The sequence below is a fragment of the Frischella japonica genome (genome assembly GCF_014489845.1).
GTDB lineage: Bacteria > Pseudomonadota > Gammaproteobacteria > Enterobacterales > Orbaceae > Frischella > Frischella japonica.
The window spans coordinates 19434-39005 of record NZ_JABURY010000015.1; the positions used below are offsets into that span (position 1 = coordinate 19434).

The following is a 19572-nucleotide window of genomic DNA, read 5'->3' on the forward strand; positions in this document are numbered from 1 at the left end:
TTAAAGCATCCCATAATCCTGATGGTTCAACCTATATATTATAGTCTAACGCATAAGCATAAAAATTCGGGTTGTTTCCTGCTAACCTTATCTGGTCTTGGCTTATATGTAAACCAGTTTCAGGATTATAATATCTAAAACGATTATAATAAAGCTCCGTTTCAAAGTCCTCAGAATTTGGAGACAGAATCAACCGCCACCTTTAACGGATAAAAACACAAAATTTAGGATAGGGTCTCTAGGTAATTCATTTTTTTAACCATATTTCTAATTAAGTTAAAGTTCCAATGTTATAATTTAATTATTAACTTTCATCTTCTATTTCCTCTAAAAAAATATCCTGTAGATTTCCATTAAGTTTTTTTCCTTTATATAAAAATTGGAAATTTTCCTCTTGTCCTTTCAGATAACTAACACCGTCAATAATACCTAATAAATTAGAAACTGTATCTGTAATTGATAATTTTAAAAAAGATATAAATTTATCTTTGTCTGTTACATCCAACTTATTATAAAGAGATACTCCATTTTTCCATTCCCCTTCAGGTAATTCATTTTGTTTATTATCCAAATTACTTAAATTATCTTTATAATGATCTAAATTATTTTTTAATACTTCTATAATTATATTATTTACAAATTCTACATCGTTCATATTTATTTACTTTTCATTTTAGGTTTTTAAAACGCTTTAGGATACATCTCTTTATTAAGCGCTATGAGCTCTTTTAGTTTTATATTTGGAATATCTGGATATACTCTTTTAAGTTCCTTAATATCTCTAGCTAATAAATCTCTTGCACAATTAATTCCTTTTATAATCCTTGAAACTACAGTGTTTGTTGTAGGATCTTTTATTGTATGACCCTATTTAGGAACTAATATAGCTGGTGCTTTTTCTAAATCGTATCCAGGTATAAATTTACACAATACTGCTTTTTGTCCTACATGATGAGAATTTAAACCAATACCTGCACCTTTAACTTTTAAAACTTCTTGTATTTCAAATTCATATTTTATGCCTGAGCCTGGCTAAACCGTCAACCCGAACACTTCAACCATCGTATTCGAATCACTTACATAAGCGGGTTGTTTTCTGCTAACCTTATCGGGTCTTGGCTAATATATAAACCAGTTTCAGGATTATAATATCTAAAACGATTATAATACAGCCAGTTTCAACACCCTCATACTGTGCCAATTGCCTGAATGGAATAAACAACTTATTGTTAAATAAATTTCCCTTTATTCTGCCATAGATGTCAAACTCCATCTGCCATACCAGCTCACCTTTATCATCGTAGGTCTGAGTAGGTCTTCTAAATAATCCTATACAATCGAGTAGGACTTGTTCTCGCATAGTTTAGCTGTGGGAAGAAAGCTTCGAACAGTATAATTTTTAAAATAGTGGACTAAAAAGAGTTCGAAATAACAAAAAACGCTAAACAGCCATAGAAGAAGTAAAAAAGCCCATTTTCAAAGCAGCTAATGCAAGTTGATAGAGTGAAAAAAGGTGGAAATATAGAACAGAAAAGGGATTGAAACGTTTTTTGTTTTAAAGTTTTCTATAAATTTCTTTTAGTTCTTTTTCATACTTTTTTGCATTTGGAATACGCGTAGCTTTTAGATAAGGCTCTAATCCAGAAGGATTAGTTTTTAGTAAAAAATATTCAATTAGATAAAGGAGTAAAAAACTTTTTGAGTAACCAAGTATTGTTTCATTATCATCTTCTTGTTCAGGTTCTTCTCTATTTGGATATTCTTCATCAATTTTTACATTTTCAAATTTTTGCATTTTACATAAGACAAATTCATTGAAAATTTCTTTATCCATTTCGAGTAATTTCATTGCTTCTTCTTCGGACAAATTTGCCAATTTCATCTTTTTTTCATCACGACTTGCGACAGCTTCTCTATATTCACTAAGAACTTTTAGCTTTGTTCTTTTCTGTATATTATCAACTAAATTTTTATATTGACATGAATCAATTATTTGTTTTGCAATTTCCATTTTTTTACCTTTATAATTTCTTTATAATATTATCTACAAATTCTATATCATTCATATCTATTTAAATTTTATTTCAGGTTTTTAAAATGCTTTGGAATACATTTCTTTATTAAGCGCTATGAGCTCTTCTAGCTTTGAATTTGGAATATCTGGATATACTCTTTTAAGTTCCTTAATATCTCTAGCTAATAAATCTCTTGCACAATTAATTCCTTTTATACTCCTTGAAACTACAGTGTTTGTTGTAGGATCTTTTATTGTATGCCCCTATTTAGGAACTAATATAGCTGGTGCTTTTTCTAAATCGTATCCAGGTATAAATTTACTCATTAATCCTCAAGAATTCCTAATTACTTTACCCTATCTTAAATTTATTCCTAATGATAAGAATTTAGGTTTTACACTTAACTCTCTTTGTAATATCGAGCAAACAGCCCTTTTAGCGGAAACGTAGTGCAAAGGGCTTACGCTCTGCCATTCTCCGTTAGATTTTTATAACCTGCTCTCGCTTGTTAAATGCCTTCTCCCTAACTCGGAATGGGAATTGTTAGACCAGCTGAATAATGATTATTAAACCAAAAAGCCAACTTTAAAGTTGGCTTTTTGGTTAGTTTTATTTTGTTTCTTCTAAAAAATATTTAATATTATGTTCTTTTAAAAATTTTCTGCAAAAATCTAATTCTTCTTCTTTTCTTTCTTTGTTATACATAATACCTTCATCTACTTCAATAGTATTTTGTATTATACTTAAAGCCCAATGATAGGGCATTTCATGCATTAAAAAATAGACATCTCCAGCTTCCTTTAGATTATCCAAATAATTAATAATTCTTTGATTTATTTGATTATTTTCAAGTTTTACATTAAAAAATTTAATTATTAATTCTCTAATGTATTTATAAAATAATTTTCTATGGAAAATTCTTCTTTCTCCATCTGTTGCATCATCAATAAAAATAAAATCGTTTTCCATAATTTTAAGGAAATTTTATCTGTTCAGAAGCTAATTTTGCTGCTTTATCACTGTTTATAGTTACTTGCATTTCATTTAATGCTCTTGTTTTTTCTACCCCATCCATGACTGCTTGAGGATTAGCTAATTTAGGGTTAATTACCATGGGCTAAGGTTCCATTTCTACCTTTGGTTACAAAGTCTGCCCATTTAAGTTTGTGTAATAATGTATTTTTAATCTAACTCTGCTCTTGAAAATAAATCTTGTATTAAGGTTTCGTTTTCGCAGGCTTCTTTAAATGCAATTATGAAGGATTTCAGAGCATCGGGATTTGATGAATAAGCACAAAACATATCTGCTTCCGGGTCAAACTTAACGACCTCCATTAATTCCGGTTTGTACTCCTCTAAAAATACTATTGCTAAAGAACCCCAATCGTAACCGTTTCCCTCAAATCCTTCTTCTTCTCTTGTTTGGAAAATTTCAGCTTTGTATTCTCCAACATTTAAGCATACCGAAACACTCTTTTCGTGTTCAACCCAAAAAAAAGGCTTAATTAATTCCTGAAAGTTATTAGTGTCCATATTGTTCTAACTCTTTAAAAAGTTCATCGCCATTTGCTTTTATTCCGTCCCTGTATTTCGCAGGTATTTTACTTCCTACACGTTCAAACCAATCATTAAAAGTCTTTTTCCATTCTTGAATTTTATTTTTTGTAATTAATATATTTGCATCTGTTGGATATTTTTTAGCAATCATTAATAACAAATCAATATTTGCCAATAATGGTTGAGCTATTTTGTCATTTTTCTTCATCCAATCATTTACATCTTCAATCAAAGAAATAGAAAACTTCAAGTAATCTACTCCTACATATTCTGCAATATCATTACCCTCTGGGGCGGTGCTAAATATTTTCATTTTCATTAGTTTATAAATTATCCAAAAGATACTTTTCTTAGTTTTTTATTCATTTTAACTTTTAAAAGATTGTCTGATGTCCAACGTTCATTTACTATTCCTCTATTTTTATTTATTAGTCCTGATTTTTCAAGTTGTTCTTCAATTGATAAATTCATTCTATCCATTAATGTTAATCGTTCATCCATTCTTTTTCTAATCATAGCTCTTTCAATGGAACTAGCTTGCTTGTGTGAGATTTTCTGCTAAAATTTGCATTATACCAATCTTACCTATTTTGTTTGGTTCTGCAAATCGTGCACTGTTGTTCTACTTGTTATTCCATAATAAACAACCTTGCCTTTAGAGTCTAATAGTTGATATACAAGTTCGCAACTTAAACCAAAATATCGCCCCAAGTATTAGTATCTTTCACAAATACGATGTATTTAATCCCCCTAAGATAGAGATAGGGGTCAGAATGAGAATTAGAGTCAAATGTATAAGCATAAAAATTCGGGTTATTACCTACCTGTCTTACTGGGTCTTGGCTAATATATAAACCAGTTTCAGAATTATAATATCTGAAACGATTATAATTAAGCTCAGTTTCTACATCCTTATACTGCCCTAGTTGCCTGTAAGGGAATAAACGGCTGATTGTTAAAGGTATCTTCCCGTATTCTGCCATAAATATCAAACTCCACCTGCCAAACCAGTTCACCTTTATCATCATAGACCTGAGCCGGTCTGCCCAAATAATCTGATACAATTGAGTAGGACTTGCCTCCGCATAGTTTAGCGGTGGGAATAAACCTCATAAAATACGTAAAAAAACCATTCTTAAAGCACCTAATGCAAGTTGATAGAGTGAAAAAAGGTGGAAATTCAGAATAGTTAAGGAATTTTGTGTAATTGTGGATAATTTAATATTTCGGGCGATTTTAAGAATGAAAAATAAAATAAAAACATAATGTTGATAAGCATCTTTACTTATATTTTCTCGTAAATTGTTCGTTCTTGTGGAGTAATGTCAATGCTATCACTGAATTGTAATCCTTTTAAATTAGCATTAAATAATGCTTTTTTTATTCTTTCACTTATGACTACTGTACGAGGCATCTCTTCACAAAGAGTAACATCAAAGTTTAATTCTTTCTCAAAAATATCATCTTTCAATTTCATATAATAAAACATATATTTTGGATTATTGACATCAAAATTCAAAAGTCTGTACTCGCTTTTCTCAATATTTACACACGGTATTTTAATTGGGACATTTAATGCAAAAAAACCTTCTATCTTTTCATTTTCACAATATAGCTCCACATCAAAAAACTGAAGAGTATTTGTATTGGCTTCTAAGACTTCTTTTAAAAGTTTATTTACAAGATTAGGACCTGATGATTCTAATATTAAGGCAGATTTAACTTTATTTAAATTAGATTTTTTAGAGATACTAAAAAACAATGGTAATTCTTTTTCAGGGAAAAATCGTCCTTTTAAAAACTCTTGATAATCTGTCGAAATATCATTTTCATAAATAACCCAATCATTTGTATTCTTGGTAGTACTTATAATATATCCTTTCATAAAATCATCCCCGGGAATAATGGATTACATCATTTAAATATATTCGTTTTATGTCATTGGCACATATAAGGTTAAATGGAATCGAGTCTTTAGCCTATTAATTATCATACGCCAGATTGTGTTTTTCGTCATGGACTATTCTTGTTTAGATCGATATTAGCACTCGAAGGTAACTTAAGATTATTAATACTTTGTTGAATATTAAATCCCAATTTATCCAACAATAAATGTTTCAATGACAGGAGAATGATATGACGATTTTAGTACACTGATATTGATAGATTTGATGAAATTTTTGTAATGTCAAAGAGTTAATTAAAAATTTCTAAGTATGAAAGAATGCGTATAAATTTGTCTTAATTATTTAAGACAAATCTAAAAAGTTAGTAATAAATGAGCTACTGTCCATTTTTATATTCTAATAGAAATATTTCCTCAGAAAGCTATTTTGAATTTGTAGGCGGTATTATTTTATCTCTACTTTGGGTTACCCTTCCAGAAAAATATGTCTGAAAAGTTGACTGGTTTATTTCTACTTTTCAGCATTTATTCATGGTTAACGCCCTAAAAAAATATCTTTACTGGATCTAAAACTCTCATCTTTAATTTGTTTCTTCTTTTCTATTAAATAGTTATTTGCTTTGATATATATATCTTTATCGCATTCAATGTTTAAGATTAATTTATTATTACTCTTATTTATGATGTGAAAATGATTATCCTTATAATCAAAAATAATATCTTCTACCGCTGTAGCACCTTTATTAAAATTAGATAAATTATAATAATATCTGAAAGTTACATATTCTTTTGAAATATTAATAAAACCACACTCTTTTTCTTTAACCTTAGAAAAAATTTTTAATGTAAAAGAATCATAATCCTTATCATATTGATAGGATTTTATATAAAACTTAGGGCTAAAAATGAACACAATAAATAATAGAGATATTATTAAAAAGATTATTACTGAAATTAACTGATACAATTTCATTTATACCTTCTGCTTGAGATGCATTATACGGAAAAGTTGCTCATTGTCTTTTAAGCATATTATATCTTTTTGGGCTTTTTTAAATATCAAAATTATCAACGTACTTTTTTAAAATTAGGCATCTACATATTATCTAATTCGAATGATATAGGGATTAATTCAAAACGGCTTAAATGAGAGGTATCACTCATGCGCTTACTTATCCCCAATACAGAATGAGAATTATTAAACAAACTACAAGTGTTTAGTATCTCATGATTTAATTTAGTAATATTTCTTTTTTTCCTCATTAATATCGGTGATTTTTACTTTTATTAATTTATTTCTTTCATAGACATAATCGTATCTAAAAAAAAGCTTTTCATCGTTATATTTTTCAACTACTTTAAGTTTTTTATTTATATAAATCCCTTTTAAATAATTATTTCTAACTTTTACACTATCAGCACCAATCTCATTGATTAATTTTATTGGATGATTATATCCGGCAAAACTTTTATAATATTTTACTTCTTCCAAAATAGTTTCTTTGAAACCAACGCATTTAGATGCACCAACCTTAACTTTCTTTACTATCTTTTTCAATTCACCAATGCCCATATCTAATCTAATGAAATATATCCATAGCTTTTCTATATATTAAAATACCGTTCCCGAGGGGAATAACGAGAGTATCATAATCATGCGTATAAACATAAAATTTGGGTGGCTTCCTTAATGTTTTATGGAATCTTGGCTTATATAAGTTCCTGTATTGCTGTCGTAATATCGGAACCGATTGGATAAACTGAACCGTTGAAACAGAAAAAGAGAAAAGCCACCTTTACAGGTTGGCTTTTCTTTTTTTAAATTAGTTTAAGAGTTTGGTCAAATATATCATCTAATTGATCCATATAAGAAGTATTCCATTCTTCAATCTTAAAATCATTTAATTTAGATAAATCAAACGGATCAAAATGATAAATAACAACCTTAAATATAGACTCTATAATCCATAGAATAGATTTTAAAATATCTTTATTGATTGATTTTATATTCAAACGATAATATTCAATTAATCTATTGATATTAACTATTAATTCTTCAAATAAAGAATTGTCAAAAACTCTTTTTTCGAATAACTCATAACAGAAAGTATTGTCAATAAGATCATTTCTATTATCTAGTACAATTTGCTCTATTTCTTTTACCGAATACATTTTTTAATTTTATTATTTACAAAGACCGATTCTATTTTTAGATAAATCTATTTTTTCTAATTTACAGTTCCATATAAATTTAGTTGGTTTTGAAATAGGTTCTAAAATATCACCTAATGTCTTACCAGACAAAATATCCAACTTAAACGAAACCACCCATGTATTACTATTAAGCGTATAGGATTAAAAATTCGTGTTGTTTCCCGCCAATTTTATGGGGCTTTACTAATGTATAAGCCTATTTCAGGATTATAGTAACGGAAATATCGAACAAAATGAATTTTTTTACCAGATTAAACAACAGCCTTACCCCCGGAACCCTCAAAAATTTTTTAACTTCTTTGAAAATAGTTCCACTTTTGAAAAGTTATCAACAGCTGGATTTTACACTTAACTCGCTCTGTAATATAGCCAAAACGGCTCTTTAGGTAAAATAGAGTGCAAGACCACTTATCCTCTACCATTAATATGCTCTGGCTTATTAAAAACCTTCTTCCTGCTAGAGAATGGAAATAGTTAGACGAATTGAATAATCATTAAAGGAAAAAGAGCCTAAGAGCAAAACCTTTAGACTTATATTTTTGTTATTCAAAATAAATATCTATTGTATCATCACATCTATATTTTTTTCCATTAAACTCATTTGTTCTAGTACAGGATTTTCATAATCACTAAAAACACCTAAATATGCTTTTACAGAACCTTTTACTATATTAGTGTTTAACTGATTATTTAAAATTAATTCTTTTAATTTATTATATTTATCTATAATAATACCTAATTTTATCTCATCTTTATTGGATAGAGACTTAACTATAGAATTTATATCTTTTATAAGCTGTTCTTTCATATCTTATTTTATTTATTGCGATGGTAAGAGATTTGCTTTTACAATCCTATATGAGGGCCAATTTTGAGACGTTCAATACGGATCAAAATAGTTCCTGATTTAATTGTTTGAGGAGCTCCCTTTCCAACATTTAAAGTAGTTCCTTTTGAAACCTTGATTACAGCTTCAAATTCTTTTGAATTTTTTCATCCAGATAATAATACAAAAAAATGGTTTTAAAAACGAAAAATAATCCTTAATTATCAAAAATTCTTAACCACTTTACCCTATCTTAAATTTATTCCTAATGATAAGAATTTAGTTTTACGCTTAAATTTCTCAGTAATATTGCATAAACGGCTTTACTGATAGCTCTCTCGTTTCCAAATTATACAAAGTACAACATTCTGCAACTCATCATTTCTCTTATTAGTGAGGATGAGCAAGCTAAAATAATTGAAAAAAAAGCCAACTCAAAAAAGATGGATGTTGGTTTTAATGAATAATAATACAATAATCTTTTTAAATTATTATATTATTTAAATATACTGATAAATTATCTTTTTTTCGTTTGTTATAGATAAAAAAAGGATGGCAGCAAATGATATTAAATAGATGCTTCTTATGAAAATCACTTTTTATTATTTTATTCACTTTATCGATATCATTCACTTCATTTATGCAATAAAAAATGAACATATCAATAAAATATTCAGCTTCTAGCTTTTCTTGTCTATTATAACGTTTTTTGGGGGATTGATAATATTCTATTTTATCATTGTTTTCAGAACCATAAAAAATAGATGTATTGTAATTAAAATTCTTCCAACTTGATAATATATATTTATCAAGGGATTTATCCAATATTTGATAAATATATTCCTTATCATCATAATATAAATTAAAAAAACTATTAATATGCTTCAAATATATAGTATTTTTTAAGTGTTCAACGCCTAATATACACTTTAATACCTTATCAATAATTTTCTCTGTAAAAATCAAATCTTCTAATGATATCTTTTCTTTTTTATAGATTTTATTTTCTTTAACAAAAGAAAAGTATAACTTATTCAAAGTTAATACTGATATATCAGAATTTTTATAAAATATCTTATTATTAATGAGTTTAAATAGTTTTAAATATTCTTCAGAGGAAGAGTGAGAAATTAAAAAATTATCAAATAATTCTTTTTGCATATCAAATTCTATAAATTTATTTCTCTTTAAAGAATTAAAATAAAATAAATTTTTTAATGATAGAAATTTTAATCTATTATTAATCTTATTTTGAGGATCGAAGTCAAACGTTGTTAAGATTATAAACATTAATTGTTCATAATCTTCAATAGAGAAAAAATGATTATATTTATTTTTATTTAAATATTTAAATAAATCTACTTCATATTCTACTAACGTAGGTAAACATAAATAAATGCAATACTCACTTTTTCGATATTTATTTGTATAAATTTTTTCAATAGATTCGTTAATGATATAATCATCTTTAAGTCTGTTTTTTTCTCTATTGTATCTTTTCTCAAAAAATAAAAATAAATCTTCAAACATAACATTTTCACATTTATGTATTTTAACTTTATTATATTTTCCTTTTTATCTTTTTTACATAATTAGGAAGACTAAATTTTTTCATTAAATAAAACTATTAAATTTTAGCAACTCATTAAGCACCTTTCTCATTATTTTAGTTAATATCAAATCAAGATATTTTTTTCCACCTATTAAAACATTGTAATCTATACCGATTTTTTGAAAAATTCTAATATACCATCATCCATATCAAAAATAACTTTATAATTAGAATTTTTTGCTGTATCAAAAATCATCACCTTCTAAAACCCATTTAGCACCTCGAGAGCCATTTCCCCTTAAGCTGATCATTTTTTATGCTTTAGTTAATAGTATTTCTAATTCGCTTATTGTTCTTAAAATTTCTAATAGCTCAACCAAATCAACTTCGATATTACAATCATGCACATATGCATAGACATTATAATTATTCTTAGCTAGTCTAGTAATAAAGGTTCTTTGCAAAAATAAACACCTGTTTCTGTGATATAATATCGGAAACGATTGTCGAAGAAATGAAATTTTTTACAAACTAAACAATAACATTCCCCCCGAAAACCTCAAAAGTTTTTTAACTTTTTGAAAACATTTCATTTATTGAAAAGTTATCAACAGCTGGATTTTACACTTAACTCGCTCTGTAATATAGCCAAAACGGCTCTTTAGGTAAAATAGAGTGCAAGACCACTTATCCTCTACCATTAATATGCTCTGGCTTATTAAAAACCTTCTTCCTACTAGAGAATGGAAATAGTTAGACTAATTAAATAATGATTAATTATTATCAACCATAAATATTTCATTAGTTTAAACAACTTAAAAAAACACATCAGCTATACTCGATCAACTTAAGAAAGTGAAATCAGCTAAGAGCAATAGTGAAGTATACATCCAGGGTGAGCGATGAAAAAAGAGAAGCAGATTATCAAAAAAAATGGCATCAAAATTGTGGATGATATTTATCGATATTTAATTAGTTATGGTATTCATTATAAGCGTTATGATCATAAAAATAAGTTGGCTGAGTTAAGTTGTTTACTATCAATTCAGGGGATATCAAATGTACACTAAAGCTCACCAATGTTAATTTGGTATTATCCTGCCATTATTGATGATATCTGTTTTTAAACTTAAACGTAGGATATTTTAAAAGTTATTGACAAGACTATTTTATCTAATCCTATATCAAACCTTTGATGGAAAATATTCAATTTATTTGCAATATTTTTTTATGAAATTATGAAAAAAGATGTAACATATTGCTCAATATATAGTAAATCAATGCAAAGTAGAAATGAGGGATCAAATGAATAGAGGTTTAAAATTATATATTATAAAAGACTATTTCGAGAAAGCCCAACTACCAAAATTTGATGATAAATCAATACTATATATTTCCAAGGATGCCTCATTATGGCAATATGTATTTTATAATTTTTTTGTTGTATTTTTGATTAAACACTATTTAATTTACTTTCAACCTGATCAGATTATCTTAATTGAGTTAACCAAATTAGGGGACTTAACCAAAAATATAAAAAAAATTCCAATGGAAAAGATTAGCAATATACAATTTAAAAGGGGTATTATATGTAGTAAATTATCTTTCATGGTCGATAATGAAAAATTTCAATTTAAAATGCCCAATTATTTGTTGAACGAAAAATGGCAAGAAGCTAATTTAGAGAATATTATTGGCAATTATTTTTTAACAGCAAAAACATAACAACATTTAAAAATATAATGAATTTAAAGATAACTACTCTTTCCAGAGGAAATATGGAACAATCAAATAGAGTATAACTATTACTAAAAATAATAGATTTATTTCTTGAAAAAAATATAATCAATATCGTAAAAAAGTTTACTTTTTTCAATCGATAGTCCTAAAATTTAGATACTACAAGCCCATTAAACTGTGTAAGTGCAAATCAACAGTAACTAAACAGAAAACTCTTTATCATGGCACAGCTTTCACGTTATTAATACCTAAGAATAGCTAGATCCCACCATTATGTGCAGCTATCAATAGAAGAACTACCACACAATTAATTGGTAAAAGGCTTAGTTAAGTAATTGTACTCAACTTAATCCATTAGCGATGCAACAACCAAAATAAAGTAATTTTGGACATTAAAACATAGATAGATCAAAAATTATTGAGAACATTTTCATTCAACTCTTTTATAAATTTATTCTTTTTTATATAAATAAATTATCGCTTTGCAAATTTTAATAATAACAAAATATGATTTCTCCAATCATAGCGAATATTTGCAATCGCTTAAAATTTATTATGTTGCGAAAATTAATCTAATCAATTATTATATTAAAATCGAAAACAAAAATAACAAAAACCAATCATAATTCCATGAAGATTCCTCAACTTATTTATCGATACCGAAATGCTTTAATTTTACTTTTAGTTTACATCATTCTCAGTTCTTTTTTGGCTTACTATTATATACTTGAATTTGTCGTTAAAATCGATAGTAACAATTTTGATATGATAAATTTTTGTTTTATCCTGATCACAACTTTGTGCTTGATCTTATTAATAACGATATTTATTAAAAACCGTAATTATTTTATTGTAGCATTAGGTTCGCTAATGTTATTTCTATTTTTATGTGAAATATCTTATATAATCTATTTCGGTGAGATGATTTCAGAAGGTGTACTTGATTCTTTGTTGGAAACTAATGCTCACGAAGCATGGTCAATGAGTGGACAAGTGCTAATTATCACTTGCCCAGCATTATTAATCACCCTCACTATCGTTTTTATTTACCGCAAGTTTATTTCTGTTAAATTTAGAATAACTATCCCATTATCATTTTATATCATCTCATTTTGTTTCCTTTTTATCTTAATACTTGAAACACCTATAAAAAAGGAAATCAAAGATGGTGATTTTAATGCTATGTCAGAGCTGATACGTGTTTATTTTCCTGCTTTAACTGGTAATTTATTGTATGTAGGTCTTAAACCTATTTCAACCGATATCTATTCAAATTTCAATGAAATTGAAAAATTTAATGAGGCGGTTATATTACCCCCTAAAAAAACAGATAATGATTTGGTTGTATTAATAATGGGAGAATCTTCCTTAGTTACTCGCTATAGTACTTATGGCTACGATAAACCAACCACGCCTTTCATGACTGAAATTTTTAATCAAAAAAATGGATGTATCGTTCAAAACGCTCATTCAACTGCTGCGCTTACTCGAGACTCAATACCAATGACTTTATCATTTAATATTCCTGAAAGCGATGATAATTTATTTAATAATAAGTCAATTATTGAAATGGCTAAGTACAATGATTATAAAACGTTTTGGTTAGCGTCAATACAACAATCTATCTCTAGCTCGTTTAGTACTAAATTCGGCTTTATTGCTCGCAAAAGTAATTACATTGAATTTACCGATAATTTTGATGATATAAGTTTGAGTAAACTATTGGAAGATCGACTGAAGAATGACAACTCACCTAAGAAGTTTATCTTTATTCACTTACGTGGGAGTCATAAACTTTATACAAGTTATGATGAAATTGATAAACAGGCATTACCTAATGCTGAAGATTATGACCTTACGATCCATCATACAGACCGTGTGGTGAAAGCCTTATATGACGTGATTAAGACATATAGTGATAATTATACACTAATTTATACTTCAGACCATGGAGAAATAGTAAATATTGGGCATGGTTTCGTAAAAGGTATTGACCAGTTTTTGATCCCATTTATGATGATATCAACTAAAAATGAGTTTAATTGTCAATTTATAGAATCATTTCGGGCAACAAATGGCTACTTAAGTGGTTTAATGAATAAATATATTTTATCTAACCTGTTAGGTTATGAAATTGAACCAACTATACTTAATCAAGAAAAAAATAACGATCGCGTTTATCTATCTAACAATACGGTTATGCCATTTTTAGAATTTTTAGAAAAAAATTAATTTATTGTTAAGTTGACAACTTAAACAACTGCCTAAATGGGCATTAATAAACAACTAATATTAAACTTTTAACTTAATGAGGGGCGAATTAAATTTAATAAATCATGTATTTAACAATTTAATGAGTTTTAAAATTTAAAGATATAATCACTACTTAATCTAAATAAAAAGCCAAAAATATTGATAATATTTCTGGCTTTTATAAGCTTAAAAGGCCATCACCAAAACGATATTTATTCCCACTCAATAGTCGCAGGTGGTTTACCACTTATATCATATACTACGCGGGATATTCCGTTTACTTCGTTAATAATTCGATTTGAAACTCGCCCTAAAAAATCATAAGGCAGTTGTGCCCAATGAGCAGTCATAAAATCGATAGTTTCAACGGCACGCAATGAAACAACCCAGTCATATCGGCGGCCATCGCCCATGACCCCTACAGAACGAACAGGTAAAAAGACAGTAAAGGCTTGGCTAACTTTGTGATATAGTTCAGCTTTGTAGAGTTCTTCTATAAAAATCGCATCAGCTTGACGTAGTAAATCACAATATTCTTTTTTCACTTCACCAAGTACCCGCACCCCGAGACCAGGCCCAGGAAATGGATGACGGTAAAGCATATCATATGATAAACCAAGCTCTAAACCTACTTTGCGTACTTCATCTTTAAAAAGTTCACGGAGCGGTTCGACTAACCCCAATTTCATATCTTCTGGTAATCCACCAACATTATGATGGGATTTAATCACATGCGCTTTACCTGTATCAGCCGCAGCAGACTCGATCACATCTGGATAAATCGTACCTTGTGCAAGCCATTTGACATCTTTAAGTTTAGCGGCTTCTTCATCAAATACAGCCACAAATTCACGGCCAATAATTTTACGTTTTGCTTCAGGATCCGATTCGCCTTTCAACGCTGTTATAAAACGATCTTCAGCATTGACAGCAATTATATTTAAACCAAATTTATTACCAAACATGTCCATCACTTGCTGAGCTTCATTTAAACGTAACAAACCGTGATCAACAAAAACACAAGTTAATTGCTCGCCAATTGCTTGATGTAAAAGTAATGCAGTTACTGAGGAATCAACCCCACCAGAAAGTCCTAATAAAACCTTATCATTACCCACTTTTTCTTTAATTTTCGCAATTGCATCAGTGATAATTGAAGATGGTGTCCATAGCTTTTCACACTGACATATATCAATTACAAAACGTTGTAATATTTCAAAACCTTTGACGGTGTGCGTGACTTCTGGATGAAATTGAACACCATAAAATTGTTTTTCATCATTTGCCATAATAGCATAAGGGCAAGTTTCGGTACGACCGATCACAGTAAAACTGTCTGGAATTGCGGTTACTTTGTCACCATGACTCATCCAGACATCAAGTTGATTAATACCATCTGCATTAGTGCTATCAAAAATACCATCAGTTAACTGAGATGAACCAACTAAATCAACTTTTGCATAGCCAAATTCTCGTTGATTAGAACCCGTTACTTGCCCGTTTTGACCAACTTGGACAGCCATAGTCTGCATACCATAGCAGATCCCTAATACGGGTACGCCAGCTTCAAAGACATATTTTGGTGCTCTTGGGCTATTCGCTTCAGTAGTGCTTTCTGGGCTACCTGATAAAATAATCCCTTTGGGATTAAACTGCTTAATCTTTTCTTCTGAAACATCCCACGGCCAAAGTTCGCAATACACGCCAATTTCCCGGACCCGACGAGCAATCAATTGAGTCACTTGCGAACCAAAATCAAGAATTAAGATACGTTGCTGATGGATGTCTTTTTTCATGTGGTTTTTCCTAGTAAGCTAATAAACAGTATGATCTGAAAATAAACATCAAAACATAAGTTATTGATTTTATTATATAAAATAAGGTATTTAACAATGATTTCTAGACTTTAAATATCATGATGTTTATTGAAACTAACTAAACAATTATTATTAAGAACCCTAAAATAATATGAGGTGATATTATATCACCTCATATTTTCTGATCTACTTAAAACACAATTATTGTTGAGTAGCTTGAATTGCAGTTAATGCAATGGTATAAACAATATCATCAACCAATGCACCACGTGATAAATCGTTTACAGGTTTACGCATACCTTGTAACATTGGACCAATTGAAACCAGATCAGCAGAACGTTGTACCGCTTTATAAGTGGTATTACCGGTATTTAAATCAGGGAAAATAAATACCGTTGCTTGACCCGCAACAAGGGAATTAGGTGCTTTAGATTTAGCTACATCAGGCATTACTGCCGCATCATATTGTAATGGACCATCAATTAATAAATCTGGACGTTTTTCTTTCGCGATGCGTGTTGCTTCTTTCACTTTCTCAACATCCGCGCCTTGTCCCGAATTACCGGTTGAGTAGGAAATCATTGCAACTTTTGGTTCGATACCAAAGGCAATCGCAGTATCCGCTGACTGAATTGCAATTTCAGCCAATTCTTGCGCATTTGGATCTGGATTAATTGCACAGTCACCATAAATATATACCTGCTCAGGCATTAACATAAAGAAAACAGAAGACACCAATGAACTACCTGGTGCAGTCTTGATTAATTGTAAAGGTGGACGAATAGTATTTGCTGTCGTGTGTACCGCACCTGATACTAATCCATCCACTTCATTTGCTTCAAGCATCATAGTACCAAGTACGACATTATCAGCAAGTTGTTCACGCGCTAAAATTTCGGTCATACCTTTATTTTTACGTAATTCAACTAAACGCGGAACATAATTTTCACGAATCGCCTCTGGATCCATTATTTCAATACCCGCCCCTAACGTTACGCCTTGCGTAGCGGCAACGCGTTTTACTTCATCTGGATTACCAAGTAATACACATTTAGCAATACCGCGCTCAGCACAGATAACAGCGGCTTTTATTGTTCTAGGTTCATCACCTTCTGGTAATACAATTGTTTTACCCGCTTTACGAGCAAATTCTGTTAATTGGTAACGGAATGCTGGTGGTGACATACGTACAATGCCATCTACCATTTCAGTTTTTAATGATTTAATCCAGTCACCATCAATATGATCAGCTACAAAATTTTGTGTGTTATCTAAACGTTCTTTATCATCGACTGGAATTTCTAGATTAAAACGTTGTAGACTTATCGAGGTTTGGAATGTATTGGTGTCAACACTAAAAACAGGTAATCCAGTTTCAAATGCCGGTTGGCAAAGTTTAGCTACATTCTCATCTATTTCATACCCACCCGTTAATAAAACACCGCCAATTTCAACACCGTTCATCACCGCTAAAGAGATGGTCGCTAAGATATCAGCACGGTCTGCTGACGTTACAAGTAATGCATTTGGACGTAAGTGAGAAATAATGTTTGGCACACTACGTGAACAGAAAGAAACGTGTTTGATACGACGTTGTTTAATACCACCTTCATTAATGATTTTAGCTGCAAGATGATTGGCCATATCTACAGCGCGACATGCCGTTAAATCGATATTCCAGGGAATACAACCTAATACCGGTAATGGGCTATGTTGGCGTAAATCATCGATAGTGATTTTTTTTCCATCAAATTTTGGTGTATGATAAATATCAGAAACATCTGGACGCGCTAAAGTTTGTGCGTCAATCGGCGCGTTAACTTTATTGATGATCACACCAGTAATTTTCTCATTTTTGATACCACCAAAGTTAGATCGTGCTATTTCAACACGTTCTTTCAGTTGCTCCGGCGTATCACTGCCCATAGACATAACAAAAATAATTTCCGCACCTAAAGTTTTCGCAACATTGTAATTAAGTTCATTTGCAAACGGATAATTAGCTGTTGGAACAATTCCCTCTACTAAAACTACATCTGATTGTTTATTGTTTTCAGCATAAAGGGCTATGATTTCTTCCATTAATACATCTTGCTGATTTAAACCTAATAATTTTTCCACATGACTCATTTTCAGTGGTTTATTTGTTGGGATTGATGTATTACTTTGAATCAATGTCGTTGTTTGATCAGGACGATCACCATCTAAAGCAGGTTGTGCGACTGGTTTAAATAAACTGATATTGACACCTTGACGTTCCATTGAACGAATAACGCCTAAGCTAACGCCAGTTAAACCGACATTTGCACCAGTTGGGATTAACATAATGGTACGAGCCACTTTTGTACTCCTTTTCTTTGAATCTAAAAAAACCGCCAAATTTGGCGGTCAATTATTATTATGCTGTTAAACGGGCAGCATCTTGAGCAATAACTAATTCTTCATTAGTTGGAATCACCATCGCAATGGCTGAACCATCTTTAGTAATCGTTCCGCCTTTGCCAAATCGAGCAGCAAGGTTACGCTCTTGATCAAGTTCAAAGCCAAGTAGCCCTAATTTTTGAAGTGCCATACGACGAACTTCTTCAGCATTTTCACCGATACCACCAGTAAATACAATAGCATCCAAACGACCATCTAATAACATAGCATAACCACCAATGTATTTAACTAATCGATGGACAAATACATCTAAAGCATTTTTTGCATTCTCATCTGTGTCATAATTTTCAGTCACATAACGACAATCACTGCTAACACCAGTTAAACCGAGTAACCCTGATTTTTTGTTTAATAGGTCATTAATCTCTGCAACAGACATTTTCAAATTGTCATGTAGGAAAAACATGATTGCAGGATCGATATCACCACTGCGAGTTCCCATGACTAAGCCTTCTAATGGTGTTAATCCCATTGAAGTTTCAACACATTTACCATTTTTTACAGCAGAGATTGAAGCACCATTACCCAAATGGCAAGTGATCACATTAGTCTCTTCAACAGGTTTATTTAATAATTTCGCTGCTTGTTGGCTGACATAAAAATGACTAGTACCATGTGCACCATAACGACGAATACCATATTTCGTATAAAGTTCATTAGGAATGGCATATAAATAGGCCTCTTTAGGCATTGTGGTATGAAACGCTGTATCGAACACAGCAACATTTTTTGTTTTTAAATGTGGAAATGCTTTAAACGCTTCTTCAATACCGATAAGATGGGCTGGATTATGTAATGGAGCAAATGCCGCTGCTTCTTTGATGCCAGCTAGCACGCTATCATCAATAACTACTGATTGTGTATATTTCTCACCGCCGTGGACGATGCGGTGACCAATTGCGCTTATATTAGCTAATAATTCAGGTTTTTTAGAAAAAATATTATCTACCAAAAATTTAATTGCCTGACTATGAGCTGCACCAGCACCTAATGAAGCTTCACCTTTTTCACCGTCTAATTTCCATTTGATGCGTGCATCTGGAAGATTAAAACATTCAGCTAAACCAGAAATATACTCATCACCATTTTTTGGATCAATAATAGCAAACTTTAAGGAAGAACTACCACAGTTCAAAACGAGAACAAGATTACTCGACATAATAAATCCTTTTTTTAAAATAAAACAACACCGCCAGCATGATTGCTGTTGGTTGAACTTATTTAAAATGAAAATATATAAAAATTAATCG

Annotated in this window: 23 protein-coding genes; 4 read left to right on the forward strand and 19 right to left on the reverse strand. The window is 30.1% G+C overall.

The genetic code is table 11. From position 1 onward, the window contains the following. Positions 1-31: 31 nt before the first annotated feature. The 4 genes from FcAc13_RS12405 to FcAc13_RS06125 all read right to left on the reverse strand — a co-directional run bounded on the left by FcAc13_RS12405 (position 32) and on the right by FcAc13_RS06125 (position 2011). A complete protein-coding gene (locus tag FcAc13_RS12405; protein ID WP_187755329.1) occupies positions 32-193 on the reverse strand; it encodes an RHS repeat-associated core domain-containing protein in 162 nt (53 codons plus the stop codon). A 111-nt stretch (positions 194-304) separates the two neighbouring features. Next, positions 305-655, reverse strand: coding sequence for a hypothetical protein (locus FcAc13_RS06115; protein WP_187755330.1), 351 nt, complete (start codon positions 653-655; stop codon positions 305-307). A gap of 421 nt (positions 656-1076) precedes the next feature. Continuing rightward, positions 1077-1172 (reverse strand): RHS repeat-associated core domain-containing protein, encoded by a 96-nt coding sequence (locus FcAc13_RS12410; protein ID WP_223064550.1) that lies wholly within the window; start codon positions 1170-1172, stop codon positions 1077-1079. 383 nt (positions 1173-1555) lie between these two features. Beyond that, complete coding sequence (locus tag FcAc13_RS06125; protein WP_187755331.1) at positions 1556-2011, reverse strand: hypothetical protein; 456 nt, start codon at positions 2009-2011, stop codon at positions 1556-1558. Positions 2012-2102: 91 nt separating this feature from the next. Between FcAc13_RS06125 and FcAc13_RS06130 the strand changes: the two genes are divergently transcribed. Then, positions 2103-2465, forward strand: coding sequence for a hypothetical protein (locus FcAc13_RS06130; protein ID WP_187755332.1), 363 nt, complete (start codon positions 2103-2105; stop codon positions 2463-2465). A gap of 159 nt (positions 2466-2624) precedes the next feature. Here FcAc13_RS06130 and FcAc13_RS06135 read toward each other — a convergent pair whose 3' ends face one another. The 12 genes from FcAc13_RS06135 to FcAc13_RS06190 form a co-directional block, all read right to left on the reverse strand. After that, on the reverse strand, positions 2625-2984 hold the full coding sequence (locus FcAc13_RS06135; protein WP_187755333.1) for a hypothetical protein: 360 nt from the start codon (positions 2982-2984) through the stop codon (positions 2625-2627). 4 nt (positions 2985-2988) lie between these two features. Continuing rightward, entirely contained in the window at positions 2989-3129 is a 141-nt protein-coding gene (locus tag FcAc13_RS06140; RefSeq protein ID WP_187755334.1) for a hypothetical protein, read from the reverse strand. Positions 3130-3197: 68 nt separating this feature from the next. After that, positions 3198-3548, reverse strand: coding sequence for an immunity 51 family protein (locus FcAc13_RS06145; protein WP_187755335.1), 351 nt, complete (start codon positions 3546-3548; stop codon positions 3198-3200). Next, positions 3538-3891, reverse strand: a complete 354-nt coding sequence (locus FcAc13_RS06150) for a hypothetical protein (RefSeq protein WP_246415101.1) — start codon at positions 3889-3891, stop codon at positions 3538-3540. The genes FcAc13_RS06145 and FcAc13_RS06150 overlap by 11 nt, the downstream gene beginning before the upstream one ends. A gap of 11 nt (positions 3892-3902) precedes the next feature. Further along, positions 3903-4088 carry a hypothetical protein gene (locus tag FcAc13_RS06155; RefSeq protein ID WP_187755336.1) on the reverse strand — a complete coding sequence of 62 codons (186 nt, stop codon included), beginning with the start codon at positions 4086-4088 and terminating at the stop codon, positions 3903-3905. 173 nt (positions 4089-4261) lie between these two features. Then, entirely contained in the window at positions 4262-4555 is a 294-nt protein-coding gene (locus tag FcAc13_RS06160) for an RHS repeat-associated core domain-containing protein (RefSeq protein WP_187755337.1), read from the reverse strand. Positions 4556-4857: 302 nt separating this feature from the next. Next, entirely contained in the window at positions 4858-5457 is a 600-nt protein-coding gene (locus tag FcAc13_RS06165) for an imm11 family protein (RefSeq protein WP_223064542.1), read from the reverse strand. A 556-nt stretch (positions 5458-6013) separates the two neighbouring features. Beyond that, positions 6014-6451, reverse strand: a complete 438-nt coding sequence (locus tag FcAc13_RS06170) for a hypothetical protein (protein WP_187755338.1) — start codon at positions 6449-6451, stop codon at positions 6014-6016. 264 nt (positions 6452-6715) lie between these two features. After that, complete coding sequence (locus tag FcAc13_RS06175) at positions 6716-7051, reverse strand: DUF6156 family protein (RefSeq protein WP_187755339.1); 336 nt, start codon at positions 7049-7051, stop codon at positions 6716-6718. A 245-nt stretch (positions 7052-7296) separates the two neighbouring features. Then, positions 7297-7650, reverse strand: coding sequence for a hypothetical protein (locus FcAc13_RS06180; RefSeq protein WP_187755340.1), 354 nt, complete (start codon positions 7648-7650; stop codon positions 7297-7299). Between the two features lie 601 nt (positions 7651-8251). Next, positions 8252-8500 (reverse strand): hypothetical protein, encoded by a 249-nt coding sequence (locus FcAc13_RS06185; protein ID WP_187755341.1) that lies wholly within the window; start codon positions 8498-8500, stop codon positions 8252-8254. Between the two features lie 501 nt (positions 8501-9001). Continuing rightward, complete coding sequence (locus FcAc13_RS06190) at positions 9002-10048, reverse strand: hypothetical protein (protein WP_187755342.1); 1047 nt, start codon at positions 10046-10048, stop codon at positions 9002-9004. A 924-nt stretch (positions 10049-10972) separates the two neighbouring features. Here FcAc13_RS06190 and FcAc13_RS06195 point away from each other — a divergent pair. The 3 genes from FcAc13_RS06195 to FcAc13_RS06205 all read left to right on the forward strand — a co-directional run bounded on the left by FcAc13_RS06195 (position 10973) and on the right by FcAc13_RS06205 (position 14042). Continuing rightward, complete coding sequence (locus FcAc13_RS06195) at positions 10973-11140, forward strand: hypothetical protein (protein ID WP_187755343.1); 168 nt, start codon at positions 10973-10975, stop codon at positions 11138-11140. 235 nt (positions 11141-11375) lie between these two features. Further along, positions 11376-11795, forward strand: a complete 420-nt coding sequence (locus tag FcAc13_RS06200; protein ID WP_187755344.1) for a hypothetical protein — start codon at positions 11376-11378, stop codon at positions 11793-11795. A gap of 885 nt (positions 11796-12680) precedes the next feature. Then, a complete protein-coding gene (locus tag FcAc13_RS06205; protein WP_223064543.1) occupies positions 12681-14042 on the forward strand; it encodes a sulfatase-like hydrolase/transferase in 1362 nt (453 codons plus the stop codon). Between the two features lie 233 nt (positions 14043-14275). Here the strand turns inward: FcAc13_RS06205 and guaA are convergent, their stop codons facing one another. The 3 genes from guaA to FcAc13_RS06220 all read right to left on the reverse strand — a co-directional run bounded on the left by guaA (position 14276) and on the right by FcAc13_RS06220 (position 19481). Further along, entirely contained in the window at positions 14276-15859 is a 1584-nt protein-coding gene (gene guaA, locus FcAc13_RS06210; protein ID WP_187755345.1) for a glutamine-hydrolyzing GMP synthase, read from the reverse strand. Positions 15860-16081: 222 nt separating this feature from the next. After that, on the reverse strand, positions 16082-18220 hold the full coding sequence (gene pta / locus FcAc13_RS06215; protein ID WP_187755346.1) for a phosphate acetyltransferase: 2139 nt from the start codon (positions 18218-18220) through the stop codon (positions 16082-16084). A gap of 58 nt (positions 18221-18278) precedes the next feature. Further along, the gene (locus FcAc13_RS06220; RefSeq protein ID WP_187755347.1) at positions 18279-19481 is read right to left on the reverse strand and encodes an acetate kinase; all 1203 of its coding nucleotides are present in this window, start codon (positions 19479-19481) and stop codon (positions 18279-18281) included. Between the last annotated feature and the right edge of the window lie 91 nt (positions 19482-19572).